The sequence below is a fragment of the Mesorhizobium kowhaii genome, from assembly GCF_003253745.1.
In the GTDB taxonomy this organism is placed as follows: domain Bacteria; phylum Pseudomonadota; class Alphaproteobacteria; order Rhizobiales; family Rhizobiaceae; genus Mesorhizobium; species Mesorhizobium kowhaii.
Genome location: NZ_MZXV01000085.1, coordinates 52,666 through 75,775 on the forward strand (window position 1 = coordinate 52,666; position 23,110 = coordinate 75,775).

Genomic DNA, 23,110 nt, shown 5'->3' on the forward strand with positions numbered 1-23,110 from the left:
GATGACACTGGCGGCTGCGGCACTTTCCGCGACATGGACTTTCGTCGATGGTGATTGGCACGAGGGCAATGTCGCCATTCTGGGGCCGCGCAGCCACGCCATGTGGCTTGGCACCAGCGTGTTCGACGGCGGCCGCTGGTTCGAAGGCGTCGCACCCGACCTGGAACTCCATGCCGCCAGGGTGAATTCTTCGGCAATTGCGCTCGGCCTCAAGCCGTCCATGACCCCCGACAAGATCGTCGGACTGACCTGGGACGGGTTGAAGAAGTTCGATGGCAAGACAGCCGTCTACATCAGGCCGATGTATTGGGCCGAGCATGGCGGCTATATGGGCGTGCCGGCCGATCCCGCCTCGACCCGTTTTTGCCTTTGCCTCTATGAATCGCCGATGATCCCGCCGACCGGCTTTTCGGTGACCGTGTCGCCGTTCCGGCGCCCGACCATCGAAACCATGCCGACCAACGCCAAGGCCGGCTGCCTTTACCCCAACAACGGCCGTGCCATTCTCGAAGCCAAGATGCGCGGGTTCGACAACGCGCTGGTGCTCGACATGCTGGGCAACGTCGCCGAGACCGGAACCTCGAACATCTTCCTGGTCAAGGATGGCCATGTGCTGACGCCGGCGCCGAACGGCACCTTCCTGTCCGGCATCACCCGCTCACGCACCATGACGCTGCTTGGCGAGTATGGCTTCAAGACCACCGAAAGGACGCTGTCGATACGGGATTTCCTGGAGGCGGACGAAATCTTTTCGACCGGAAACCATTCCAAGGTGGTGCCGATCACGCGTATCGAGGATCGCAACCTGCAACCCGGGCCGGTGGCCAAGAAAGCGCGCGAGCTCTATTGGGATTGGGCGCATTCGACGTCGGCTGGCTGACGCGTCCGGCCTGACTTTTTGTCGCTGCGCGGTTCGTTGTCGGAAAACCGTGTGACAGTTTTCCGCAACCCGCTTAGAAAGGGAACCGGCGCTTCATTCCGGAGTTGTTCCAGCTCAATCCAGACCTATCTTAGTCCGGTATCGACACCGGATTTTTCCACGAGGGAGTACTACCCATGGCTTTTGAATTGCCCGCTCTGCCCTACGACTATGAGGCCTTGCAGCCTTACATGTCGAAAGAGACGTTGGAATATCACCACGACAAGCACCACAAGGCCTATGTCGACAACGGCAACAAGCTCGCCACAGAAGCCGGCATGGGCGATCTGTCGGTCGAAGAGGTGGTCAAGCAGTCGTTCGGCAAGAATGCCGGCCTCTTCAACAATGCCGCCCAGCACTACAACCACATCCATTTCTGGAAATGGATGAAGAAGGGCGGCGGCGGCAACAAATTGCCCGGCGCCCTGCAAAAGGCAGTCGACAGCGATCTCGGCGGCTACGACAAGTTCAAGGCTGATTTCATCGCCGCCGGCACGACGCAGTTCGGCTCCGGCTGGGCCTGGGTATCGGTCAAGGACGGCAAGCTGGCGATCTCGAAGACGCCGAATGGCGAAAACCCGCTCGTTCATGGCGCGTCGCCGATCCTCGGCGTCGATGTCTGGGAGCACTCCTATTACATCGACTATCGCAACGCCCGGCCGAAATACCTCGAAGCGTTCGTCGACAGCCTGATCAACTGGGATCACGTGCTAGAGCTCTACGAAAAGGCCTGATGCATGTCGCCCAAAAGTGCGCAGCGGTTTTGGGACAACGACATGCACGAAAACAAGGACTCAAGCCAAGTCGTTCGGGTCCGTTCGGGCGCGACGAGTTTGATGTCCTGATCGATCTCCCAAGCCCCGGCATCCCCGGGGCTTTTCTTTTGCTGTGGCGCAGCAAAATCATCCGAGGCGAAGGGAATATTCCCCCGGTCGCATCCGTTGACGTCTTGTCCTCAAAACCGCCTCATCCCCGAAATGCCTTCATCACGGAGCCAAATGAATGAGAAAGCTTGTCATCGCCATCTCAATGCTCGCCCTCGCTGGTTCGGCGGCTTTTGCCGACCCGATCCTCGATCGGCAGGCTCTGATGAAGGAACGTGGAAAGATCGTCGGCGGCATTTCGAAGGTGGTCAAGGGCGAGGAGCCCTATGATGCCGCCGCTGTGCTGACGGCCCTGCAGGCATTGCAAGCGAATGCAGAGAAAGTCGACGTCGACGCGTTGTTCCCTGCCGGCAGCGACACAGGCGACACCACGGCTGCGCCAAAGATCTGGGAAGACATGGCCGGCTTCAAGGCCGCCAACGACAAATTTATCGCCGACGTCAAGGCCGCGGCCGCGGCCGCTCCTGCCGATGTCGATACGTTGAAGACGCAGTTTGACACCATCGCGTCCAATTGCGGCACCTGCCACCAGACCTACCGGGTGAAAAAAGGCTGATAGCGGGCGATGCCCTGGCTGAAAAAACTCGTCGGCGCCCTGGTCATTCTGGGCGGCGTCGGCGCGGTTGCAGGGTGGGTCCTGTCGGCGCCGGTGAGGCTCGACAGTGAGGCCCTGGCCAAGCTCGGCCCTGGCGATGCGGCCAGGGGCAAGCGCATTTTCTATGCCGGGGGTTGCACCTCCTGCCATGCAAAGCCGGGTTCGCAGGGCGATGCGCGGCTTAAGCTGGTGGGTGGCCTCGAACTCAAGACGGCGTTCGGTACTTTCGTGCCGCCCAACATTTCGCAGGACCCCAAGGACGGCATCGGCGCATGGTCGGTCGAAGACCTCGCCAATGCCATGCTGAAAGGGGTGTCGCCATCAGGCGAACACTTCTATCCGGCGTTCCCCTATGCGTCCTACGCACGCATGAAACCGGCCGACATTGCCGATCTCTATGCCTTCCTGAAGACGCTGCCGGCCGTCTCCGGCAAAGCGCCTGGCAATTCACTGACGTTCCCGTTCAACATCCGCCGCGGTATCGGCCTTTGGAAACTGCTTTATCTCAGTGATCAGCCGGTCGTTTCGCTCCCCGAAAGCACGCCTGCCCCGGTGATCGCCGGCCGCTATCTGGTCGAAGGGCCGGGTCACTGCGGCGAATGCCACACGCCGCGCGACTTTGCGGGCGGGACGAAAAGGAACCAGTGGCTGGCGGGTGCCGTGGCCGCCGAAGGCAGCGGCGTCGTGCCGAACGTCACATCGGGCGAGGGCGGCATGGGCAACTGGTCCGAAGCCGACATCGCCAATTACCTCGAAACCGGCTTCACGCCCGATTTCGATTCCGTCGGCGGCGCGATGGTCGACGTGCAGAGGAACATGGCCGAACTGACCGCAGGGGATCGTGCGGCCATCGCCGCCTATCTCAAGGCGATACCGCCGCATCCAAACGGCTATCCGGCGCGCAAGAAGAAGGCGAACTGACGCATATCGCCCAGAACTGCGCAGCGGTTTTGGGACAACGACATGCATTAAAACAATAGCTTGAAGCGCGGTACAGGATTTTCATCAAGCGCGACGCGCTCAGTTGTCGGATGGGGGGTGGCGGTCGCCCAGAAAGTCGAAGCCCGTCTCGAAGAAATGGTTGTAGTTGCAGGTCAGCTCCTCGCCGGGCGCGATGTCACGCAGCGCAAAGGTCTCCTCGGGCGAGGAGACGTCGCAATTCGGCTCGTCGGCATGGTTCATGTAGCGCGCATCGTCGGCTTCGAAGACGATGTAGTTCGGGTCGCGCCTGTCGGGATAGGAATAGCGGTCGAGATAGCTCTTCACCGGCCCGGTCTCGCCCTCATAGGTCTCGACCTTGATGAGCCGGTCGAACCGTGGATCCAGCTTCCAGATCCGCGTGCCGCGGGGAATGCGGTTCTTGGCAAAGACGCCGATGCCCTGGATGGGCGATTTGTCGAGATAGACGTCGACGAGCAGCATAATGGACCTTTACGCGATTGGGGCTGTGGTGGTCTCAGAGAAGCCGCGCACTGGTTAGCGCGCAGCCATTGCAATTGCGAGCGGAAAATCCACTTCACATAGCTGGAACAGAAGCGTCGGACGGGATCATGTGCAAATCAAAAAGTGATGACCGTGGGCGGCCGGCAGCGCAGTGCCGACACCTCGCTGCGCGTCAGCGTTGCTGCAGTGCCAGACGGACGCCCAAAGCACAGTAGATGCCGCCGAAAATCTTGCCTTGCCACTTGAGCACCCTCGGATTCCGGCGCAGGAAAGTGCCAAGCCGACCGGCGCTGACTGCAAAGACCACCGTGCTGAGAAGACCCAGCGTGACGAAGATGACCCCTAGTATGGTCAACTGAAGCATCACCGACCCGTTTTCAGCCCGCACGAACTGAGGCAGGAATGCAAGGAAGAAAAGCGCGGTCTTAGGGTTGAGCACTTCGGTCAGGATAGCCTGTCGAAACGCTTTGCCGGCGGAGATGGCAAGCGCGCCGGCAGCCGGGTTGGCCGGTGTTTTCTCGATGATCGCGCGAATGCCGAGATAAACCAGGTAGGCGGCGCCGATGTACTTTACGATGCTGAACAGCGCCGCCGAAGTGGCGATGATCGCCGATATGCCGACCATGGCCATGATGGTGTGAACCACGTCGCCGGCTGCGATCCCGGCACCGGTCGCTATGCCCACCTTCGTTCCGGAACTCGTTGCCCGCGCGACGGTAAGGAGGGTGGCTGGGCCTGGAATAAAGACAAAGCCGAGCACAACCGCGATGTAGGCTGTCAATGTGGACAGATCGATCATTGGCTAATCTCTCCTGTAAGCTGCGCCTTGCCCATCACCTTCAGCGCAAAGGAATAAGTATAGGCGATCTCCTCCAGTCGCGAAAACCGACCGGAAGCGCCGGCGTGGCCTGAATCCATGTTGATCTTGAACAGCACGGGATTGTCGCCGCTCTTGCGGTCGCGCAGCCGTGCCACCCATTTGGCCGGTTCCCAATAGGTGACGCGCGGATCGGTGAGACCGGCCAGCGCCAGGATCGGCGGATAGTCGAGCGCGGCGACATTGTCGTAGGGCGAGTAGGCGGCGATGGTTCGGTAATCGTCGGCGGACGCGATCGGGTTGCCCCATTCCGGCCATTCCGGCGGCGTCAGCGGCAGGCTGGCGTCGAGCATGGTGGTGAGCACGTCGACGAAGGGCACCTCGGCGACGATGCCGCCAAAACAGTCCGGCGCCATGTTGGCGATGGCGCCCATCAGCATGCCGCCGGCCGAGCCGCCTTGCGCGACGATACGGTCATGCGCCGTGTAGCGCTCGGCAACAAGGTGGCGCGCACAGGCGATGAAATCCGTGAACGTATTCATCTTGTGCGCCCGCTTGCCGTCATCGTACCAGCCATAGCCCTTGTCCTTGCCGCCGCGGACGTGGGCGATGGCAAAGACGAAGCCGCGGTCGACCAATGAAAACCAGTTGGTGTTGAACGCGGCCGGCACCGTGATGCCATAGGAGCCGTAGCCGTAAAGCAGGCAAGGTGCGGATCCATCCAGCGGCGTGTCGCGGTGGTGCAGAAGCGAGATCGGCACCAGTTCGCCATCGGCGGCGGGTGCCATCAGGCGCCTGGTGACATAGTGGTCCGGGTCATGGCCGGAGGGCACTTCCTGGGTCTTGAGCAGCACCCGCTCGCGGGTGCGCATATTGTAGTCGAACACCTGGGCCGGCGTCGTCATCGACGAGTAGGAAAAGCGCATGATCTCGGTGTCGTACTCATAGGAACCCGACAGGCCGAGCGAGAAGGCCTCCTCGTCGAGGGACAAAAGATGCTCCTCGCCGCTGGTGCGGTCGCGCACGACGATGCGCGGCAGGCCTTCCTTGCGTTCGAGCCGGACCATGTGGTCCCTGAAGCCGATCACCGACAGGATCAGCCGGCCAGGTTCATGCGGCACCAGTTCCTGCCAGTTGGCGCGCACCGGATCGCTCGCCGGCGCCGTCATGATCTTGAAGTCCTTGGCGCCGTCGGCATTGGTCAGGATGAAGAAGATGTCGCCGCCTTCTTCCAGATCATATTGAAGGCCAATCTCGCGCGGCGAGACCAGTTTCGGTTCAGCAAACGGATCGCTGGCGCGCATCAGGCGGTATTCCGAAGTCTCGTGATCGTTGATGGCGATCATGATCCATTCGTTGTTGCGGGTGCCGTCGACATTCATGAAGAAGCCGGGATCGGTTTCCTCATAGATCAGCCGATCGCTGTCCGGGCTTTGCCCAAGCGCATGGAACAGCACCTTGGACGGGCGGTGGTTGGGATCGAGACGCGTGTAGAAGAAGCCGTCATCGCTGGCGTTCCAGACGCCTGACCCGCCGGTGTCGGGAATCTGGTCGGCGAGCTCCTTGCCATCGTCAAGGTCGCGCACGCGAAGCGTGTAGAATTCGGAGCCCTTGTCGTCGAATGCCCACAAGAGCTTGCGGTGGTCGGCCGAATGATCGACGCCGCCAAGACGGAAATAGGCCTTGCCCGCGGCCTCCGCATCGCCGTCGAGCAGGATCTGCTCGGCGCCGCCGTCGCGCGGCATGCGGAAATAACGCGGTTGCTCGCCCCCAAGCTTGAAGGATGAGCCATAGGCATAGGGTCCGTCCTTCATTGGCACCGAGGAATCGTCTTCCTTGATGCGGCCCTTCATTTCCTTGAAAAGCTGCTTTTGCAACTCGGCCGTGTCGGCCATCAGCTTCGACTGATAGGCGTTCTCGGCCTCGAGCTCGGCGCGGATCCCCGCATCGAGCAATGACGGATCCCGGAACATCTCCTGCCAGTTGTCGGCCCGCAGCCAGGCATAGTCGTCGGTTCGCGTGATGCCGTGATGCGTATCGGAAACTGGCCGTTTCTCGGGCATTGGCGGGCTGACGTGCGGAAATGCGGAAGTCTTGGTCATTGCGTCTCGCTTTTGCCAGTCTTGAATGGGCCAGTATCTTGAATCGCGAAGTATCTTGAATGACGAATGAACACGCCGATCAGGGCGGGTTCAAGAGCCGCAACGTAAGCATCGTGTCGGCTCCAGGAGATGGGTCGGGAGGAGAGATGATGGATATTTATTCTCGGACTGCTGCGGCTTTCGCCGTTGCTTCGTTAACTCTGGCTCTTACCGGCCAGTCTCATGCGACCGTATTCGCGGCTTGGCAAGTGGCCAATGTGCCGTTCGGCGACACGCTCAATGTGCGCAAATACCCCTCGGGCACATCCCAGAAACAAGCGGCGTATCCGAACGGAACCGTTCTGCAGATGACCGGACGATGCACCGGCGGGATAAACCTGCTCGACATCGCCAATCAGCCGGCGCGGAAGCAGGAACAGACGGTTCGCTATCGCTGGTGCGAAGTCTGGCATGACCCGGCCCAGAACGGCAACTTCGTCACCGGCTGGGCCTATGGCAAATACATCACGCCGCATTGATTGACCTGGCAGCGATTGATCCGGGCCGGTTGCATGACAGGCATGTCGCCTGGTTGGTTCCGCTTGGCGCAAGCAACCTGTGGTTTTGTGGACAGGTGTGAGCAACCAAGCTTGCCCCGTGCGATAGCCAAGCAAAATCAAGCATTGAAACCTGCTTTGTGAGTTATGGCGAATGTAACGGCGGGCTGACGTTGCGTCAGCGGTTGCTGGTAGGCGGGCGAAATATCGAAAAATTACACAATGCACGAAAGATTGAAGCTAATCCGGGAATAATTGATCAACATTGTTGAATATAGCGCAAAGAGCGAATTGACTTACTTGGTCAGCAGGCTCATTGATGTGCCCGCGACACGAATCGCAGAAGCTCTACCTGCACAAAATTCGCGCGATGCCCTGCCTGTAAAAAAGGGCGCACACTGACGTAACTCTTGTTGGGGCCTGATGACCATGGATATTGTCGAAACACCTTCCAGAAACAGCGATGCGCTGATCGAATTGACCGCCGATGTGGTGGCCGCCTATGTCAGCAACAATCCCGTGCCGGTCGGCGAATTGCCGAACCTGATATCCGATGTCCATGCCGCGCTCGGGCGCGTGGGCGGAACCGCCGAACTACCGCCTGCCGACAAGCAAAAGCCGGCAGTCAACCCGAAGCGCTCGGTTCATGACGACTACATTGTTTGCCTCGAAGACGGTAAGAAGTTCAAGTCGCTGAAGCGTCATCTGATGACCCACTATGACCTGACGCCAGATCAGTACCGCGAAAAGTGGAACCTCGACCCGACCTATCCGATGGTTGCTCCCAATTATGCCGCTGCGCGGTCCCAGCTTGCCAAGAAGATGGGTCTCGGCCGCAAGCGCAAGGCGCGGTAATCGCTGCTCGCCAGATCGGATCGATATCGACGGCGCCTTCGGGCGCCGTTTGATTTTACAGGGCGGCAGCGCGCCGATCGATTAGAGCAATTCCAGGAAAAGTGTGAAACGGTTTTCCCGGGAAAAGCGCGTAGCGCTTTCCCTTAGGGAATTGCGTCAAAACAACGAAATAGAGCGGTTTTGCGTTCCGTGAAACGATGAACCGCTCGGGTCGTCAGGCGGTCTGCTTGAGCGCCGTCTCGGCGTCGCGCTTGATGCGCTTGACCATGGAGCGAAGGCCGTTGGCGCGCTGCGGCGAAAGATGTTCGTCGAGGCCGAGCTCTTTCAATGTTGCTTCCGCGTCGGTCTTCTGGATCTCGCTGGCGGCCCTGCCGGAAAACAGCGCCAGCATGATCGCGACCAGCCCGCGCACGATATGGGCGTCCGAATCGCCGGTGAAGGTGATGGCCGGATCGGCTCCAGGTCCGCGTTCGGTGGTCAACCAGACCTGGCTGACGCAGCCCGGCACCTTGTTGGCCGCGTTGCGCTCATCGTCCGGAAATGGCGGCAGCGCCTCGCCGAGTTCGATGACGTAACGATAGCGGTCTTCCCATTCCTCGAGGAACGAGAAATCGTCGCGGATCGTCTGGATCGTGGTCGTCATGCTCACGATATAGTCACGCGACAGCGCCGCGTCACGGAAAAAACAAGGACACCGCGGGCGTCGAGAGGGCAGACAGCCCGCGGTGCGCCGTCGAGACGGCTTAATTCTGCGCCGGCAGGTTGACTGTCTCGGGCAAGACGATTTCCTCCGGCACGCTGCCGGTCATCGTCGACGTGTCAGGGCCAGCGGCGGACTTGTCGTCCAGCATCGCGGCCGCGATCTTGGCGGTCTCCTTGGCGCGGGCGGTGATGGTGTGCATCGCCGACTTGCCGGTTTCGCAGACGTCGGGTTTGCGTTCGCAAATGCCGGCGAGGTCGCCAACCGCCTCACGCGCCGCAAACAGGGCCTGGATCGGCCCGACACTCTCGCGGCCCGATTCGTCGGGACCGACGGTCAGTGGCAGCGCCAGCAGCACCAGCGAGAACCAGAAAGCCATTCTTATCAGGAAGACCATTCCCTTGCCCTCTCGTCGTGACCGGATCATGCATCCATATGGCATGACCTCTTTTGTAGGCAGGATGTTGGCACACAGGCGCAAAGGACGGCTTGCAGGTTCGCCGAGAATTTTCCTCAAATTTTAGGCAAATTCGAAACGAACCGTTGTGCAATCAGTTTGTTTCAAATCCGAACGATTTTCCTTAACGCTGGATTACCATCTATCTGGCTGCTTTTCCTGCATTTTTCGTGAAACCTGGGAGTCCAGGCGCTGCGTGGATCCAACCCATAGGCGCCGGCGCCGGATAACCCTCCGTTTACTATGGCTGCATTTGCCCGGGCTTTCGGCTGCCGGCATCCCAATATTTGCCGCAGGCCGGGTCTTGGTCGGCGCTGCCTTATCCATTCCTTAAACGCTGGATGCGAGTTTCAGAGCCAACCAAAACAATCTGCAAAAGCAGAGCTGTCCACGACGAGTACGGGTGCGTTGAGTTGAGTTCGATCAAGGCCAGATACGTTGAATTGCCTGGCGCGATGGCAGCTGGTTGCGAACGTATGGTGCATCCGTCCATCCTTGGGCGGAACGACCGCGAGCGCCAGCGCCGCTTCATCGGCGTCATGCTGGCGGCTCCTTTCTTTGCCGCCGGTGCCGCGGTCACGCTGGTCACGTCGGGCATGGGCGCCGCCGTCACCGTGGCCGCCATCTTCGCGGCCTTTGGCCTGTGCTGGTTCGTCGCCTTGCTGGTGGCGGCGACCGGCAAGATGGCCATGGCTGCTCGGGTCGCCCTGGCGATGGCGGGTATTGCGCTCGGCAGTCTCATCGCCGCCGCCGGTGGGCTGAGCTCTCCTGTCGCCATGCTCGTTGTGGCGCTGCCGTTCGAAGCCTGGTGGATCGGCGCCTCGCGGCGTGCGGCACTGTGGGGAGCCGTGTCGGCCGCTGTCGCCATCCTGGCTCAGCCTCTGGCCGGAATTCTGTTCCCGTTCGCCGGAGCGCAGATTGCGGCATGGCACTGGCTGGTGCCGTTGGCCTGGGCGCTCACGCTGATCCCACGCGCGTCGGCGTTTCAAAACACGACCGGTGCGGCCGATGTCGCCGACACGGCCGACCGTCTTGAAGACATCATCGATGCGGTGGTCTTGCGCGTCGCCCGCCATGGCGAGGTTCTGGACGCTTCGGCAAAGGCGCGCACGCTTTTGAAGCTGCCGCCCGAACTGCTGTCCGGAAACGGCTTCTTCGATCGCGTCCATCTGTCGGATCGTGTCTCCTATCTCAGCGCACTGGCCGACATGCGCGATGGCGCGCTGTCGCGCCGGCTCGAATTGCGCATCCGGCTGCCCCAGAACGGCAACGGCCAGTCAGCCGACAATTATCGGCCGTTCTCGCTCGATCTGGTGCGAGGTGAAGAACAGGGCGACGTCTTCACGCTTGTCCTGCGCGAGAATGACGACATTGCCCGGCTGCGCGAAAATCTCGCGGCGGCCAATGAGGCGGCCGCATCCGCCGAGGTGGCCAAGGGGCGCTTCCTGGCGGTGGTCAGCCATGAACTGCGCACGCCGTTGAATGCCATCATCGGCTTCTCGGACATGCTGCTGCACGAGATGTTCGGCGCTTTCAAGGATCCGCGCCAGAAGGAGTACGTCGGCCTGGTGAGGGATTCGGGCCAGCATCTGCTGGCCGTCGTGACCTCGATACTCGACGTGTCCCGGATCGAGTCGGGCGTCTATGCGACCGAACCGGAGCCGTTCCGGTTCGTGGAAGCGGTCGACATGTGCCAGTCCATGCTGCGGCTGCAGGCGCAGGCGAAGAACATCGATCTGCAGACGCAGATCGCGCCGGACGCCGGCGACATCAATGCCGATCGGCGTGCCGTGCAGCAGATGCTCATAAACCTGGTCTCCAATGCGATCAAGTTCACCCCCGATGGCGGCGATGTGGTCGTCGGCGCCAAGCGGATCGGTTCGCGTCTGCATTTCTGGGTCAGGGACACCGGCATCGGCATCGCCGAGGAGGATTTTGCCAATCTCGGCAAGCCCTTCATGCAGATCCAGAACGACTATACGCGCCGGTTCGAGGGGACTGGCCTCGGCCTTTCGCTGGTCAAGGGCCTGGTGGCGCTGCACGAAGGCACGATGTCCATCGAAAGCATGCCGGGTGAGGGCACCACGGTGACCATCAGCCTGCCGGTGAACGGACCGAAGGGACATCAGGCGGAGAAGGCCGGAGTGCTGACGATGCCGGTGGCCATGGCGAAAGGGGACAGAAATGGCTCGCTCCGCAAAACAGCCTAAGGCGGTCAAGCGCCGCAGCAGTGCCTTTCAGGACGGCGCCGTCGCCGTCGGCGGCATGATCTCGCGCAATCCCGTCCTGGTGGGCGGGTCGACGGCATTCCTGGTGACGCTGTTTTACGTTTCCGCCAATGCCTTGTGGTACCAGCCTTTCCCGCATGCCGGCGCGTTCTTCGCGACCCGCAGCATCCAGGGCTTTCCGCACACGGCGTCCGACGAACCGGAGACGACGTTCAACATCGTGCGGCCATCCGGCGCGCCGGCACCGATCAAGGGCGATCCGGTGGTCGAGCAGGTGCAGGGCATTCTGAAGGATCTCGATTTCTACTCCGGAACGGTCGATGGCATTTCCGGGCCCAACACGCGCAAGGCCATCCAGGCCTATCAGCAGAAGGTCGGGCTCGACGCGTCCGGCGAGATCGACGCGCTTCTGCTGGACCAATTGGGCGCAACGCCGAAAACCGCGGCCGTCATACCGAAACCGCAGCCGCGCCCGGATATGCCGGCCGCCGTTCCGGTGTCGTTGCAGACGAATTCCGGGCAGGCGAATGCCGACCAGACTACCCCGACGCAGGGACCCGACGCCCGCATCGTGAAGATCCAGGCCGGGCTCAAGGCATTCGGCAATGACGACATGCAGTTGGACGGCGTCGTCGGCACGCGCACCAAGGCGGCGATCAAGGAATTCCAGTCGCTGTTCGGACTGCCGCAGACTGGCGAGCCCGATGAGCTCGTTTACGTCAAGATGCGCGAGATCGGCCTGACCAACTGAGGGCTGAGACGACGGCTCGCCGAGCGGCGGAAATATCGATAGATAGCCCGCGTGCCTAAAGCGCGTCGCGCCCGCAACGGAATCATGCGACGCGCTTTAGGCTTTGTTTTCATGCATGTCGTTGTCCCAAAGCCGGGACCACTTTTGGGCGACATGCATTAGCGGAGTTCTCTCATGCGCGTCACATCGGATTTGTGGGTCTCGGCCCTGTTGCGCCGGGTTTTCGGCGCCGGCGGATTTGCCGCCGTGGTCAAGCGCGGCGCCACCGAAGCCGGCGCTGTCTTCGTGCTGGCGCGAGGCAGGCAGGGAGACATTGCCCTGTTCGGGCCGGCACCGCAGACAAGCTACGATTCGGCGAAGCCCGACGATCGCTTCTTCAGCCTTCTCGGCGCCGGCGATAATGCCGCCGTGCTCGAAGCGCGGCTGGAACGGGAAAAGAAATTCGATCCCGACATCTGGGTGGTCGAGATCGAGGCCGGTGCCGTCTCCGTCGAGGAGCTCATTTCCGTGAAGACGCCCTGAGGCCGGACGAAGCCGCCGCATCGTCGCTGTTCGATACCGTGCGGGCATCGCTGTTTGCCGGTGCCGCGTCGCGAACCACTTTTGAAAGGGTCTCGGCTTTCCAGAGCCGCACCTTGTCTTGAGCCGCATCGCGATGCAGCAGGCGGTAGCGGTCGAGGAAGGTGCGGATGGCCTGCGGATGCGGGAACTGGCTGGGATAGACCGCAACCGTGATCAGGAACGCCCGGTCCTCATTGAGGTCGAGCGAGCGAAGGGCTGCAAGCAGCGTGGCATAATTCTGGTTGGCGGTGAGCGATCGCGCGATCGAGAAATCGATATCGAGTGCATCGGCGAGCGCGGTCTGGAAGAACGCCGCGTTTCCCGTCAGCGCCGTCTCGCGCAGTTTGACATAGGTGTCCGCGCCCGTGAAAGGATCGGTCGCCGCGGCCTCGTCGCCGGTGCGCATCATGGAGCGCAGCCTGCGCCGTGCGTTTTCGGCGGCAATGCCGGCCGCTCGTTCTCTCGCGGGCTCTTCGGAGGCGGCTTTCGTGCTCACCGGTGCAATCTTGTCCGCGGTGATGGGGTTCGCGTCCGGCTCCCGCACCCGTACCAGGGTTGGCCTTTCGAGCGCCCTGATCAGATCGGCGATGGTCGGGTTCAAGTCCTTGCGGCGCGCAATGGCGCGTGCATGCGGCAGGCCGTGCCGCCCGATCAGCGCGATGAGGTCGATGTCGCTGACCGCGCGGGAGCGGATGAGCAGCGGCGCGGCAATGTCGACCGGTTCCTCGCAAAGGCGGCGCACCAATGCGGCGGGGGCATATTCGCATTCGGACAGGGCGGCTGCCACGTAACGGCGCGACTCGACGGACACATTGTCGAACAGCGGCAGCGTCAGGTCTTCGAGCTGGCCGATCTCGCGGCGTGACGGGCGGGTGAGCGAGCAGAACGCCGACACCGCGGCGCGGAACAGCCTTTCAGCCTTTCCCGAGTCCGTCCGTACCGCGATTTGCCTGAAGTCCGAAGATGACACGAAGGATACGCCTGTACTCGACACAATCTCAACCACGCTCACCGGGACTGTGTCGGTTTCGCGTTTGCCTCGGGTCAGAACGTCCTGACCTCTAGACAAAGATCAAGTTAGCGACGATCCGTTAGCGCTCCGTTAACCCTCTGCCGTCCTTAATGATATTTGGAGGCGTTGCGTTGTGCTCCGGGGAAACCGAGAGGAATGCGCGAATCATGGGCATGGTACTGTCTTTCGTGCCGCGTACGGCACCAAGCAATCGGACAAAGCAAACCGCCGAAATTCCGGCGGCGGTGATCATCTTTCCCGGCATCCGCTATGAGCGGTCTCACGCCGGCGAAGTGCGGCCGGGTGATCCCGACAAGCCGGGATCACCACGGACGCCGCCGGCGCCGCACCACTGAGTTTAGGCAGCCGCGGACCATTGGTCCGGGATCATGTCTAGAAGTCCTGCAACTCGCAGGAACTCTTTTCGAGGAAGCTTGATACGATCGGCTTCCAGCTGTCATCGGGCACGAAGGTGCGGATGACGAAGATGCCTTCCTCGATCGGCGCCTCGACAAAGATTGCTCCCTGAAGATCCTCGGGAAGATCCTTGCGCACGTCGATCATCTGCGCCGGTGTCAGCACGACGGCATCCAGCACGCCGTCGTTCGCGGTGTGGTCGTTGAAGGAATAGATGTTGTGGCCGCTGCGGTCATAGACCGACACCGACCAGAACGGCACATGTCCCGGCGCCTTGATGCGGACCAGTCCTTCGCCCAGGTCGAACCGGCATGCCGTGGCGTAAAACAACGGGTCGACGGATTTCACCACTGGCGCGCCACCGGCCTCGGCATCGAGGCGGGTCATCCTGTAGAGGTCCGAGGCCGTGGACAGCCGTGACCAGGCGTCGCGTTCGGAAAATTCAGGCACCAGAAGCAGCACGACGATGTGGACGATGCCGGCGCCGAGCAAGCCGAGCAGGACAGCATGCAGAAGCTTGCGCAACGTCGCATAAGAGCTACGCATTGCAGCCGACCTTCAGGATCCGCGGCAGCGAAACGTCAGACAGGCCGGTGCTGCTGGCGATCGGCGTGTCGTAGAATGTCAGCACGAAATACATCCTGCCGAAGCCGCCGGTCAGCAGCCAGTTGCCCGGCATCGGGTGATCGCTGGCGGAAATGATGACAGAATTGTCGGGTTGTCGTACCACCCCGTAGGATTGCAGCGCCGCAAGCCGTGGTTTGCCGGTTTCGACCACGCCGAGCGACTGATCGGCGGCATAGAGCGTCCAGAACCGTGCCGTCGGAAATCCACCTTCGATCGTGTAGGTGCATTCGCGCTTGAGTTCGCCCCCGCCGCTGTCGCGCTCGGCGACGAAGGACAGCCCTTCGGCTCGGCCGAGCGCAAGCACGCCCTCGCGTGCCACGCGGGCCTTCGAATAGGGGTCGGCGGCTGGAGTGCCGATATCGGGAAAGGCCGTCCATTGGCCGATCCGGATGGCGCCGACACCATCCTGGGCTTTCAGCGCATACCAGACGCTGCCGCCACCGCCGCCGATGGCTATGACAAGCGAAAGCAGCGTCAGGAGTGCATTCTTGAGCATGAAGGGCCGGGGACACGAAGAGTTGCCGCTCGGGGATATCGCGGCGTGGGGTCCTGTGGCAAGCGGGCCGATGGATTTGCCCGATCAGGCCAGTCGGAAAGAATCACAATACCGACAGCGTTTCCGGCGGTTGAGGCGGATCGAGGGCTGGCGCTGACTGGAACTGCTTGGTCATGTCCCTCAACGTCTGCGTGGTCCGGCTGGACAACACCGGCGGCCGTTCGGCCGCGGCATCGGCTGCCGCCTGTTCGTCGCTCTTCTTCTGCGCTTCCCCGGCCTTGGCTGCGATCTCTTCGTCGACGAAAGGTTTGTCGATGCCGGGGATCGGCTTGAGGTCAATGTTTTGATGGGCATAGACCATGAGACGCTGCCAAACCATCGCCGGCAGCGAGCCGCCTGTCATGTTCTTGGTCGGCGTGAAATCATCGTTGCCCAGCCACACGGCCGCCGTGTAGTTGCCGGTGAAACCGACAAACCAGGCGTCGCGGTAGGATTGCGTCGTGCCGGTCTTGCCGGCGACGACGATGTTGGGAATTTGCGCACGGCGCGCCGTGCCCATCACCGGCACCGCCGCCAGCATGGTGTTCATGGATTTGAGCGCCTGCTCGGACAGCACCCGGTGCGGCGGTGGCGCATCCTTGGCGAAATCATAAACCACCTCGCCGGTGCGGGTGACGAGTTGCGTGATGCCGTGCCGGGAGCCGACGAAGCCGTCCTGGGCGAACACGCTGTAGCCCGTTGCCTGATCCATCACGGTCATGCCGGAGGTGCCAAGCACCATCGTCTTGTGCGCTTCGAGCGGCGATTCCACGCCCATCGCCTCGGCCATTGCCTTGATCGGCGGGATGCCGAGATAGTCCTTGGCCAGTCGCACCGGCACGGTGTTGATCGACTTGGCCATCGCCACGATCAGCGTGACGTTGCCCGCCGATCCACCGCTGTAATTGTGCGGCGACCAGGTGCCCCAGCTGATCGGGCCACCGGAAATGATGGAGTCGGGCGTGAAGCCGTGCTCCATCGCCGTTGCATAGACATAGGGCTTGAACGACGAACCGGTCTGGCGCAGCGCCTTGGTGGCGCGGTTGAACTGGCTGGCGCCATAGTCGCGGCCGCCGACGATGGCTCTGACGGCGCCGTTGGTCTCGATGACGACGACAGCACCCTCGGTGACGTTATACTCCTTGCCGAACTGGCGCAGGTGGAATTCGACCGATTCTTCCGCCGCCTTCTGGATGTTGGCGTCGAAGGTGGTGTGAGCGACAAGCGAGTGCTGGCCCGGCTTGGCGATCTTCTTGACCTCGTCGAACGCCCAGTCGAGGTAATAATCCGGGCTTTTCTGTTCGCCGCGATCGACGACATCGGCAGGGTGCAGCCTTGCCTGCAGGACCTGACCCTCGGTCATGAAACCGGCGTCGACAAGGTTGGACAGCACCACATTGGCGCGCGCGCGCGCCGCCGGCAGGTTGATGTGCGGCGCATATTTGGTCGGCGCCTTGAACAGACCGGCCAGCATCGCCGCCTCGGCGAGGTTCAGGTCCTTGACGCTCTTGCCGAAATAGAAGTCGGCGGCCGCCTCGATGCCGAACGTGCCGCCGCCCATATAGGCGCGGTCGAGATAGAGCTGCAGGATTTCCTTCTTCGACAGATTGGCCTCGAGCCACAGCGACAGGAAGGCTTCCTTGATCTTGCGCTCCAGTGTGCGCTCATTGGTGAGGAACAGGTTCTTGGCCAGTTGCTGGGTGATGCTGGAGCCGCCCTGGACGACGGAATTGGCCCGTACATTCTCGAAGATAGCACGTGAAAGGCCAAGCACGTCGATGCCGTAGTGATCGAAGAAGCGGCGATCCTCGGTGGCGAGCACCGCCTTGATGACGTGATCGGGCATTTCGTCGACCGGCACCGAATCGCGCTGGATGATGCCGCGCTGGCCGATCTCGTTGCCGTAGCGGTCGAGGAAGGTGACGGCGAAGTCGCCCTGCGCGCGCCAGTCGCCAGCCGTATCCTGGAAAGCCGGAATGGCCAGCGCCAGCATCACCACAATGCCGCCGGCGCCCAGGGTAAAACCTTCGCTCAACAGTTCGATGATGCCACGGCGCCAGCCGTTGACCCGGAAGCGCCGCGAGAAGATCGTCGCGGCTTCCCAGAACTGCCGTGCCTTGAAACCGATCTCGTAGAGCGAGGAATCGAGCCATGCGTCGAGCGCCAGCAGCCAGGCGGCGATCGGACCTCTTCTCTTGCGCGGTTCAGGACTGGCCATTCGGAAATCCGGCTCGGCTGTGGCGTGACCTGAAAACCGCAAGCCGGCAATTTCAGGGCGGCGCCCTGTCCCGACTATTCATCCATTTTGTGGACGCTCACAAGGGCAGCGAGGACACAGCTGCAAGGTTTGTTGGCGCAAGGGCAGGGGGCAAGCGTGAAAGGCAACTCTGTCGCGCGCCCAGAGAAAGGTAAATTGTTGAAGGCAAGCAGACATAACGTTTCTTCAATCAAGGCAAATTATATGTTTGGTGAGCTAAAAATTGCAGCGAAAGAAAGTAGTATGAAACGCCTGTTTTTTATCTGCTCCATATCCTCCTTGCTGTTCCTGTCCTTGAGCCGAGCATTCGCGTTCAATTTCGGATTGATGCGAGTGCCGGACTGGATGGATTCTTATATTGGTGTGCTCTTTGTCATCAGCTGCATTTTCTGGCTTGGCCTGGCGGCGACGAAACCGAGTGGCGTTCCGTTCAAGCAGCTTGCAAACGTCAAGATCTCGCCGCTAGCGAAGTTCTTCCGCATCGGCCTGCTCATCGCCTTCACCATCCTGATGGTCATCTTTTTCGCCGGGATGGGGCTCAGACGATACGCTGAGATGACGGGCGCAGCGTAAAGCCGCGCGCCGATTTTGTCAGTCAACGTGGGATAGTTGGTGCCCCGCCAACCGATGCCCCTCAGGCCGGTTCGCGCTTCAACGCCTGGGCCATGCAGTGGATGCCGCCGCCGGTCTTCGAGATCTCGCTCATGTCGACCGCCGCGACTTCGAACCCGCGTGCCTTGAGCTGGCCGATCAGCGTCTGGCTGGAGGTCGGCGCGATCACCCGGTCCTTGCCCAGCGACATGAAGTTGCAGCCGAGCGCCATCGTATCCTGGAACGGCACGTCGATGATCTCGTGGCCCTTGCCCTTCAGCCAGTCGACGATGCCGGGTTCGGTGCAGGCGAGGCAGACGGCGGTCAATTTTTCGGCGATCGGCACCACCATCAGGTCGATATGGACATAGTACTCGTCGATGAAGGCGATGCGGGTTTCCCAGCCTTCCCTATCGAACCAGGCCTGCACTTGGCGAGCGCCTTCTTCCTGCGTGCGGGCGCCGCCGCAGCCAATCAGCACCACACCGTCCTCGATGACGTTGAAGTCGCCGCCCTCGAAAGTGCCTGCCGTGACCATGTCGTAGATCGGGATGCCGAGTTTTTCGTAGGTGCGGATGGCGGCGTAGTTCTCGCCGCGCCGCCACCAGTTGGCCATCGCTGTGATGAAGGCGCCGTAAGGCGTCATGACACTGGAATCGCGGGAATAGACCTGCATCGGCAGTTCCGGTGTCGGCTCGTGCCAGTGGATGTTGACGCCGAAATGCTCATAGGCGGCGACAAGGTCCTTGTGCTGCGCCTGCGCGATCTGGACGTTGCAAGGCGCCTCGCGCAGATGCTTGCGCGACAGCGAGCTGGTCGACAAATGGCGCAGGAAATTGGGCGAGCCAAGCAGGACGTCGGTCAAGACATCGGTCTCGTTGGCAAAACCCCAGGCGGTTAGCGGCTTGGTGCCGCCGGCCGGGTTGCGGCGCTGCAGCGAAAACGGCTCGGCGACGATGCGGTCGTGAACGGTCATGGGGTTCTCCTCGTGAGGCAACTTGGTTGATCATGTGGCTTTGGGATTGCCCGGTATGCACCAGTCCGGTCCGCGCGGGGTGGTGACATATTCCGGCCAACGAAATCCAATCGGCGGTTCGTAGTCGCAGAGCGGCGCGATCCAGTTCGAGCCGCCGATTCCACCGCCGGTGCGGGCGACGAATTCATTCATCGCCGCATCGCGGGCCGTCTGGTCCTCCAGCAGGCGAAGGGCGGCGAGCGCGATGGTCTTCGACGCGCAGATGACCATCGGGTCGATGGTGGCAGGAATGCCGCCCAGCGCATTCATTACCCATGACGGATAGGGGTAGCCGGTTTCCGAGCGTAGCGCCGGGCGGGCGACATAGAAGCGCGCAGTCGGCGTATGCCAGCTCATGTCGGTGTAGTCGTCGGAGGTCGAATTCACCTGCGAGGGCGGCAGATCACGGCGCAGGATCGCTTCCGCCGCCTGCGGCTCGATCAGGCGCTCCAGTTCTTCGATGAACGGCTCGTCACTCGCCATGCGCCCGGCATTGACCTGTATGTCGCGCGCGATTGCCTTGGCGTCCTCGTCCCAGCGCGGCGGCCCGACGGTCGACAGCGCTTCATAGGCGATTTCGGCCATGGCGTGATTGGCCAGCCCCGGCCGCGACTTCGACACCCAATGCCGCTCATGGCGGCAGCCGCTCATGCCGGCAGCGGCCTCGGCGTTGCGGTCGAGCACGGCGGTGACCTGCTCGGCCATCGCCAGCGTCGGCACGCGGATCATGTACTGGATCTCGGCCAGCCCCGCCGGCAGATTGTCGGCGGTCGCCTGGCCGGCCGTGAGGATCGCCTCGCTGATCGACCAGCCGCCCTGGTGCGGCAGCATGGAATCGCGCAGCGCCTTGGACGCCATGTACATCATCATGAGCGCGTCGTTGGCGCCGGGCGCGCGCACCGCCGAATGCGCCTGCGGAATGGGCGCTGCGCCGGTGGCCGCCCGCGCCCAGCGCTCCGGTTGGTCGCAGATGAAGCGATAGATCATCGCGTAAGCCGCGCCGCAATGCGTGTCCCAGCGTGCTGTGTTGCAGAGCGGCAGCATGTAGAATGGATGGAAGGAGATCATGCCGGCAAGGCCGTCATAATAGCCCTTGGCGGCATGGATCGGCTTTGACCCGCGCACCTTTTCCGCCGGCTCGCCGGTAAAGCGCAGTGTGCCTGATATGCCGTGGCGCTGCATCGCCGCCTTGGTCGCCAGCAGCCCGCCGAGGCTCGAAATGCCCAGCCCGGAATGCGGGTCGGTATGACCACCGGCATGTTCGGAGAGGCCTGGGCGCGGACGCTTGACCGTCGCAGCATCCTGGCAATTGCCCGGTACCGCGTCGTATTCGGCGTACATGCCGATGGTCGGGCCGGGACCGTTGGTCCAATGGGCACAGAAGGCGGTCGGCATGCCGCCGGAACCTTCTTCGACGGAAAAGCCTTCGCGCTTCAGCCGCTCCACGTACCAGGCGGCGGATTGATATTCGCGCCATGCGGTCTCGCCGAAGTCGAAAATGGTGCGTGTCCACGCCGACAGCAACGGCTGGATGTCGTCGAGACAGGCAAGGGCGGTTGCTTGCGCCGAGGTGGCCACCGGTTTCTCCATGGACGAGAACAAAGCAGTGAAGCGGTTCGCCAAAAAGTGATATGTTTTCCCGGCTCATGCAAATTCGGTTCACCTGAGGCCTCTTGCGCATACCATCCACCCAAGCGCTGCGCGCGCTCGACAGCTTCGCTCGCCACGGCAGCGTCTGGCGCGCCGCCGACGAACTGCACCTGACCCGGAGCGCGGTGAGCCATCAACTGCGCCTGCTTGAACGCGACCTTGGCTTCGATCTGCTCGAACGCATCGGCAAGGGCGTGGCACTGACGCCACGGGGCCAGCGCTACGCCAGCGACGTGCGCAAGGCGCTGACCGTGCTGGGCGATGCGGTGACGCGCCATGCCGGCACCGGTGTCGGCGGCTCGTTCAGCATCAGCTGCACGCCGGGCTTTGCCTCGCTGTTCCTGTGCACCCATATCGGCGAGTTCAGGCAGATGTACCCGGACGTCGCGCTGCGCATCCTGACGCCGCGGCGGCTGGATGATGTCAGCAACGCCGACGCCGATGCCTTCATCGCCTTTGGCGTTGGCAATTGGCCGAACCGGGCCGCCGAACTGTTGTGCGAGATTTCCTTTACACCGCTCTGCAGTCCGACGCTCCTCAACAAGGTCGGCGGATTCTCCAAGCCCGCCGATGTGCTGCGCGCCAATCTCCTGCATCTCGGCGACACCGAGGACTGGGCCCGCTGGCTGGCGCTGTCCAAGGTCGAGAACCCCGACCCGGAAGGCGGTATCTTCTTTTCCGACATGAATCTTGTCTTCTCGGCCGCGATCGCCGGCCAGGGCATGGCCATGGGCGACGAACTGACCAGCGGCAAGGCACTGGCCGAAGGCAGGCTCGTGCGTCCCTTCGACATCGCGATCAAATCGCCGCGCTCCTACTTCCTCGTCTCCGAACACGCCAAGGCGACGCATCCGGTGCTTGACGCGTTTGCCGGATGGCTGCGATCGAAACTCGCGGAGAGCAATGCCAAGGGCATGGCCGACCACGGACGCCACCGATTGGACAGATGAATGGAATTTGCCGATCCGGCGAAAACTATTTGGTTGCGGTGAGGCCGCACGCTGCCCTACGATTTCTCCTGGAATTGAGGAAACAGGCAGGATGCAGCAACCCGGCCGGGCCGCAGAGATCAAGGCAATCGGAATCGGCAAGAGCTTCGGCTCGTTCCGTGCGCTGGACAATCTGACGCTCGATATTGGCCGTGGCGAGTTCCTGACCCTGCTTGGGCCGTCTGGTTCGGGCAAGACCACCTTCCTGATGATCCTGGCCGGCTTCGTGCAGCCGACCGAGGGCCGGCTGTTCAGCGATGGCGTCGACATCACCGAACGACCGGCCGAACAGCGCGCGGCCGGCATGGTGTTCCAGGGTTACGCGCTGTTCCCGCATATGAGCGTCGAAGCCAACATCGCCTTCCCACTCAAGGTGCGCAAGAAGTCGGCGGCCGACATCAAGCGCCGTGTCGGCGAGATGATCGAACGCGTAGGCCTCAAGGGCCACGAGAAAAAACTGCCGGCGCAGCTATCAGGCGGTCAGCAGCAGCGCGTGGCGCTTGCCCGCGCGCTGGTGTTCGAGCCGGGCGTGCTGTTGCTCGACGAGCCGTTTTCCGCGCTCGACAAGGGTCTGCGCGGCCAGATGCAGGCCGAGATGAAGCGGCTGCACCAGGAGACCGGCACCACCTTCGTCTTCGTCACTCACGACCAGAGCGAGGCGCTGGCGCTGTCGTCGCGCGTCGCCATCTTTAATCATGGCAAACTGCTGCAGGTCGGAGCGCCCGACGAGGTCTACGACAGGCCGGACAACCGCTTCGTCGCCGAGTTCCTCGGCGAGATCAACATGCTGCCGCTGAAGGGGGTGCGCCCGGCCGACAATGGCTCGACCGGCCTCTGCGAAGACCGTGCGGTCAGCATGCGCTGCAAGGCTGAGACGGTGCGCGGCGATGCAATCCTGGCGATCCGACCTGAATACATGTCGATATCAGGCGAGGCGGCAGCCGGCGAGAACGGCATCGCCGCGACCGCGACCAACTCCACCTATCTCGGCGCGGCAACGCGGCTTGACCTGACGACGCGGCAAGGCGCGAAGGTCACGGTCTCGGTGCCGAACGAGATAGCCGCCGCCGCTCTCAGCAAGGGCAACTCCGTCTGGCTCACCTGGCCAGCGGAAAAGGGATTCCTCCTTCCGCATGGAGGACAATGACGAACGGTGCGGCGAGATATCA

24 protein-coding genes are annotated in these 23,110 nt (G+C 62.1%); 13 read left to right on the forward strand and 11 right to left on the reverse strand.

Annotation, left to right across the window (positions count from 1 at the left end):
* The first annotated feature begins 1 nt into the window (after window position 1).
* From B5V02_RS38290 to B5V02_RS38305, 4 genes are all read left to right on the forward strand, one after another.
* The gene (locus tag B5V02_RS38290) at window positions 2-880 is read left to right on the forward strand and encodes a branched-chain amino acid aminotransferase (protein WP_111549094.1); all 879 of its coding nucleotides are present in this window, start codon (window positions 2-4) and stop codon (window positions 878-880) included.
* A 176-nt stretch (window positions 881-1,056) separates the two neighbouring features.
* On the forward strand, window positions 1,057-1,653 hold the full coding sequence (locus tag B5V02_RS38295) for a superoxide dismutase (protein ID WP_111549095.1): 597 nt from the start codon (window positions 1,057-1,059) through the stop codon (window positions 1,651-1,653).
* A gap of 268 nt (window positions 1,654-1,921) precedes the next feature.
* On the forward strand, window positions 1,922-2,359 hold the full coding sequence (locus B5V02_RS38300) for a c-type cytochrome (RefSeq protein WP_111549096.1): 438 nt from the start codon (window positions 1,922-1,924) through the stop codon (window positions 2,357-2,359).
* Between the two features lie 9 nt (window positions 2,360-2,368).
* Complete coding sequence (locus B5V02_RS38305; RefSeq protein ID WP_111549097.1) at window positions 2,369-3,319, forward strand: cytochrome c; 951 nt, start codon at window positions 2,369-2,371, stop codon at window positions 3,317-3,319.
* A 99-nt stretch (window positions 3,320-3,418) separates the two neighbouring features.
* On the opposite strand, the gene B5V02_RS38310 is transcribed toward B5V02_RS38305, so the two are convergent.
* The 3 genes from B5V02_RS38310 to B5V02_RS38320 all read right to left on the reverse strand — a co-directional run bounded on the left by B5V02_RS38310 (window position 3,419) and on the right by B5V02_RS38320 (window position 6,760).
* Window positions 3,419-3,820: an SET domain-containing protein gene (locus B5V02_RS38310; protein WP_111549098.1), complete on the reverse strand. Its 402-nt coding sequence runs from the start codon at window positions 3,818-3,820 to the stop codon at window positions 3,419-3,421.
* A gap of 193 nt (window positions 3,821-4,013) precedes the next feature.
* Window positions 4,014-4,640 (reverse strand): LysE family translocator, encoded by a 627-nt coding sequence (locus B5V02_RS38315; protein ID WP_111549099.1) that lies wholly within the window; start codon window positions 4,638-4,640, stop codon window positions 4,014-4,016.
* On the reverse strand, window positions 4,637-6,760 hold the full coding sequence (locus B5V02_RS38320; RefSeq protein WP_111549100.1) for a S9 family peptidase: 2,124 nt from the start codon (window positions 6,758-6,760) through the stop codon (window positions 4,637-4,639). The genes B5V02_RS38315 and B5V02_RS38320 overlap by 4 nt, the downstream gene beginning before the upstream one ends.
* Window positions 6,761-6,909: 149 nt before the next feature.
* Between B5V02_RS38320 and B5V02_RS38325 the strand changes: the two genes are divergently transcribed.
* Together B5V02_RS38325 and B5V02_RS38330 are read left to right on the forward strand one after the other, a co-directional pair.
* The gene (locus tag B5V02_RS38325; protein ID WP_111549379.1) at window positions 6,910-7,278 is read left to right on the forward strand and encodes an SH3 domain-containing protein; all 369 of its coding nucleotides are present in this window, start codon (window positions 6,910-6,912) and stop codon (window positions 7,276-7,278) included.
* A gap of 447 nt (window positions 7,279-7,725) precedes the next feature.
* On the forward strand, window positions 7,726-8,151 hold the full coding sequence (locus B5V02_RS38330) for a Ros/MucR family transcriptional regulator (protein WP_111549380.1): 426 nt from the start codon (window positions 7,726-7,728) through the stop codon (window positions 8,149-8,151).
* Window positions 8,152-8,365: 214 nt separating this feature from the next.
* Here B5V02_RS38330 and B5V02_RS38335 read toward each other — a convergent pair whose 3' ends face one another.
* The gene (locus B5V02_RS38335; RefSeq protein WP_111549101.1) at window positions 8,366-8,794 is read right to left on the reverse strand and encodes a SufE family protein; all 429 of its coding nucleotides are present in this window, start codon (window positions 8,792-8,794) and stop codon (window positions 8,366-8,368) included.
* Window positions 8,795-8,894: 100 nt separating this feature from the next.
* Entirely contained in the window at window positions 8,895-9,248 is a 354-nt protein-coding gene (locus B5V02_RS38340) for a DUF5330 domain-containing protein (RefSeq protein ID WP_111549102.1), read from the reverse strand.
* 536 nt (window positions 9,249-9,784) lie between these two features.
* Between B5V02_RS38340 and B5V02_RS38345 the strand changes: the two genes are divergently transcribed.
* The 3 genes from B5V02_RS38345 (at window position 9,785) to B5V02_RS38355 (ending at window position 12,809) form a co-directional block, all read left to right on the forward strand.
* Window positions 9,785-11,518, forward strand: a complete 1,734-nt coding sequence (locus tag B5V02_RS38345; RefSeq protein WP_111549103.1) for an ATP-binding protein — start codon at window positions 9,785-9,787, stop codon at window positions 11,516-11,518.
* Window positions 11,493-12,287: a peptidoglycan-binding domain-containing protein gene (locus B5V02_RS38350; protein ID WP_111549104.1), complete on the forward strand. Its 795-nt coding sequence runs from the start codon at window positions 11,493-11,495 to the stop codon at window positions 12,285-12,287. Before B5V02_RS38345 ends, B5V02_RS38350 begins: the two co-directional genes overlap by 26 nt.
* A gap of 174 nt (window positions 12,288-12,461) precedes the next feature.
* On the forward strand, window positions 12,462-12,809 hold the full coding sequence (locus B5V02_RS38355; RefSeq protein ID WP_111549105.1) for a DUF1491 family protein: 348 nt from the start codon (window positions 12,462-12,464) through the stop codon (window positions 12,807-12,809).
* Here the strand turns inward: B5V02_RS38355 and B5V02_RS38360 are convergent.
* Window positions 12,787-13,818: a hypothetical protein gene (locus B5V02_RS38360; protein WP_167458828.1), complete on the reverse strand. Its 1,032-nt coding sequence runs from the start codon at window positions 13,816-13,818 to the stop codon at window positions 12,787-12,789. The two genes, B5V02_RS38355 and B5V02_RS38360, sit on opposite strands and share 23 nt — an antisense overlap.
* A gap of 209 nt (window positions 13,819-14,027) precedes the next feature.
* Here B5V02_RS38360 and B5V02_RS38365 point away from each other — a divergent pair, with 209 nt between their 5' ends.
* Window positions 14,028-14,216 carry a hypothetical protein gene (locus tag B5V02_RS38365; protein ID WP_111549106.1) on the forward strand — a complete coding sequence of 63 codons (189 nt, stop codon included), beginning with the start codon at window positions 14,028-14,030 and terminating at the stop codon, window positions 14,214-14,216.
* A gap of 37 nt (window positions 14,217-14,253) precedes the next feature.
* Here B5V02_RS38365 and B5V02_RS38370 read toward each other — a convergent pair whose 3' ends face one another.
* The 3 genes from B5V02_RS38370 to B5V02_RS38380 form a co-directional block, all read right to left on the reverse strand.
* Window positions 14,254-14,823, reverse strand: coding sequence for a DUF1254 domain-containing protein (locus B5V02_RS38370; protein ID WP_111549107.1), 570 nt, complete (start codon window positions 14,821-14,823; stop codon window positions 14,254-14,256).
* Window positions 14,816-15,400 carry a DUF1214 domain-containing protein gene (locus tag B5V02_RS38375; RefSeq protein WP_111549108.1) on the reverse strand — a complete coding sequence of 195 codons (585 nt, stop codon included), beginning with the start codon at window positions 15,398-15,400 and terminating at the stop codon, window positions 14,816-14,818. The genes B5V02_RS38370 and B5V02_RS38375 overlap by 8 nt, the downstream gene beginning before the upstream one ends.
* A gap of 103 nt (window positions 15,401-15,503) precedes the next feature.
* Window positions 15,504-17,657, reverse strand: a complete 2,154-nt coding sequence (locus B5V02_RS38380; RefSeq protein ID WP_111549109.1) for a transglycosylase domain-containing protein — start codon at window positions 17,655-17,657, stop codon at window positions 15,504-15,506.
* Between the two features lie 156 nt (window positions 17,658-17,813).
* Here B5V02_RS38380 and B5V02_RS38385 point away from each other — a divergent pair, with 156 nt between their 5' ends.
* A complete protein-coding gene (locus B5V02_RS38385) occupies window positions 17,814-18,269 on the forward strand; it encodes a hypothetical protein (protein WP_146606225.1) in 456 nt (151 codons plus the stop codon).
* Window positions 18,270-18,330: 61 nt separating this feature from the next.
* Here the strand turns inward: B5V02_RS38385 and B5V02_RS38390 are convergent, their stop codons facing one another.
* Together B5V02_RS38390 and B5V02_RS38395 are read right to left on the reverse strand one after the other, a co-directional pair.
* Entirely contained in the window at window positions 18,331-19,263 is a 933-nt protein-coding gene (locus B5V02_RS38390) for a dimethylarginine dimethylaminohydrolase family protein (RefSeq protein WP_111549111.1), read from the reverse strand.
* A gap of 30 nt (window positions 19,264-19,293) precedes the next feature.
* Window positions 19,294-20,892, reverse strand: a complete 1,599-nt coding sequence (locus tag B5V02_RS38395; protein WP_167458830.1) for an amidohydrolase — start codon at window positions 20,890-20,892, stop codon at window positions 19,294-19,296.
* A gap of 83 nt (window positions 20,893-20,975) precedes the next feature.
* On the opposite strand from B5V02_RS38395, the gene B5V02_RS38400 reads away from it, so the two are divergent.
* Both B5V02_RS38400 and B5V02_RS38405 read left to right on the forward strand, forming a co-directional pair.
* Window positions 20,976-21,902 carry a LysR substrate-binding domain-containing protein gene (locus tag B5V02_RS38400; RefSeq protein ID WP_111549112.1) on the forward strand — a complete coding sequence of 309 codons (927 nt, stop codon included), beginning with the start codon at window positions 20,976-20,978 and terminating at the stop codon, window positions 21,900-21,902.
* Window positions 21,903-21,993: 91 nt separating this feature from the next.
* Complete coding sequence (locus B5V02_RS38405) at window positions 21,994-23,088, forward strand: ABC transporter ATP-binding protein (protein ID WP_111549113.1); 1,095 nt, start codon at window positions 21,994-21,996, stop codon at window positions 23,086-23,088.
* Window positions 23,089-23,110 lie beyond the last annotated feature (22 nt).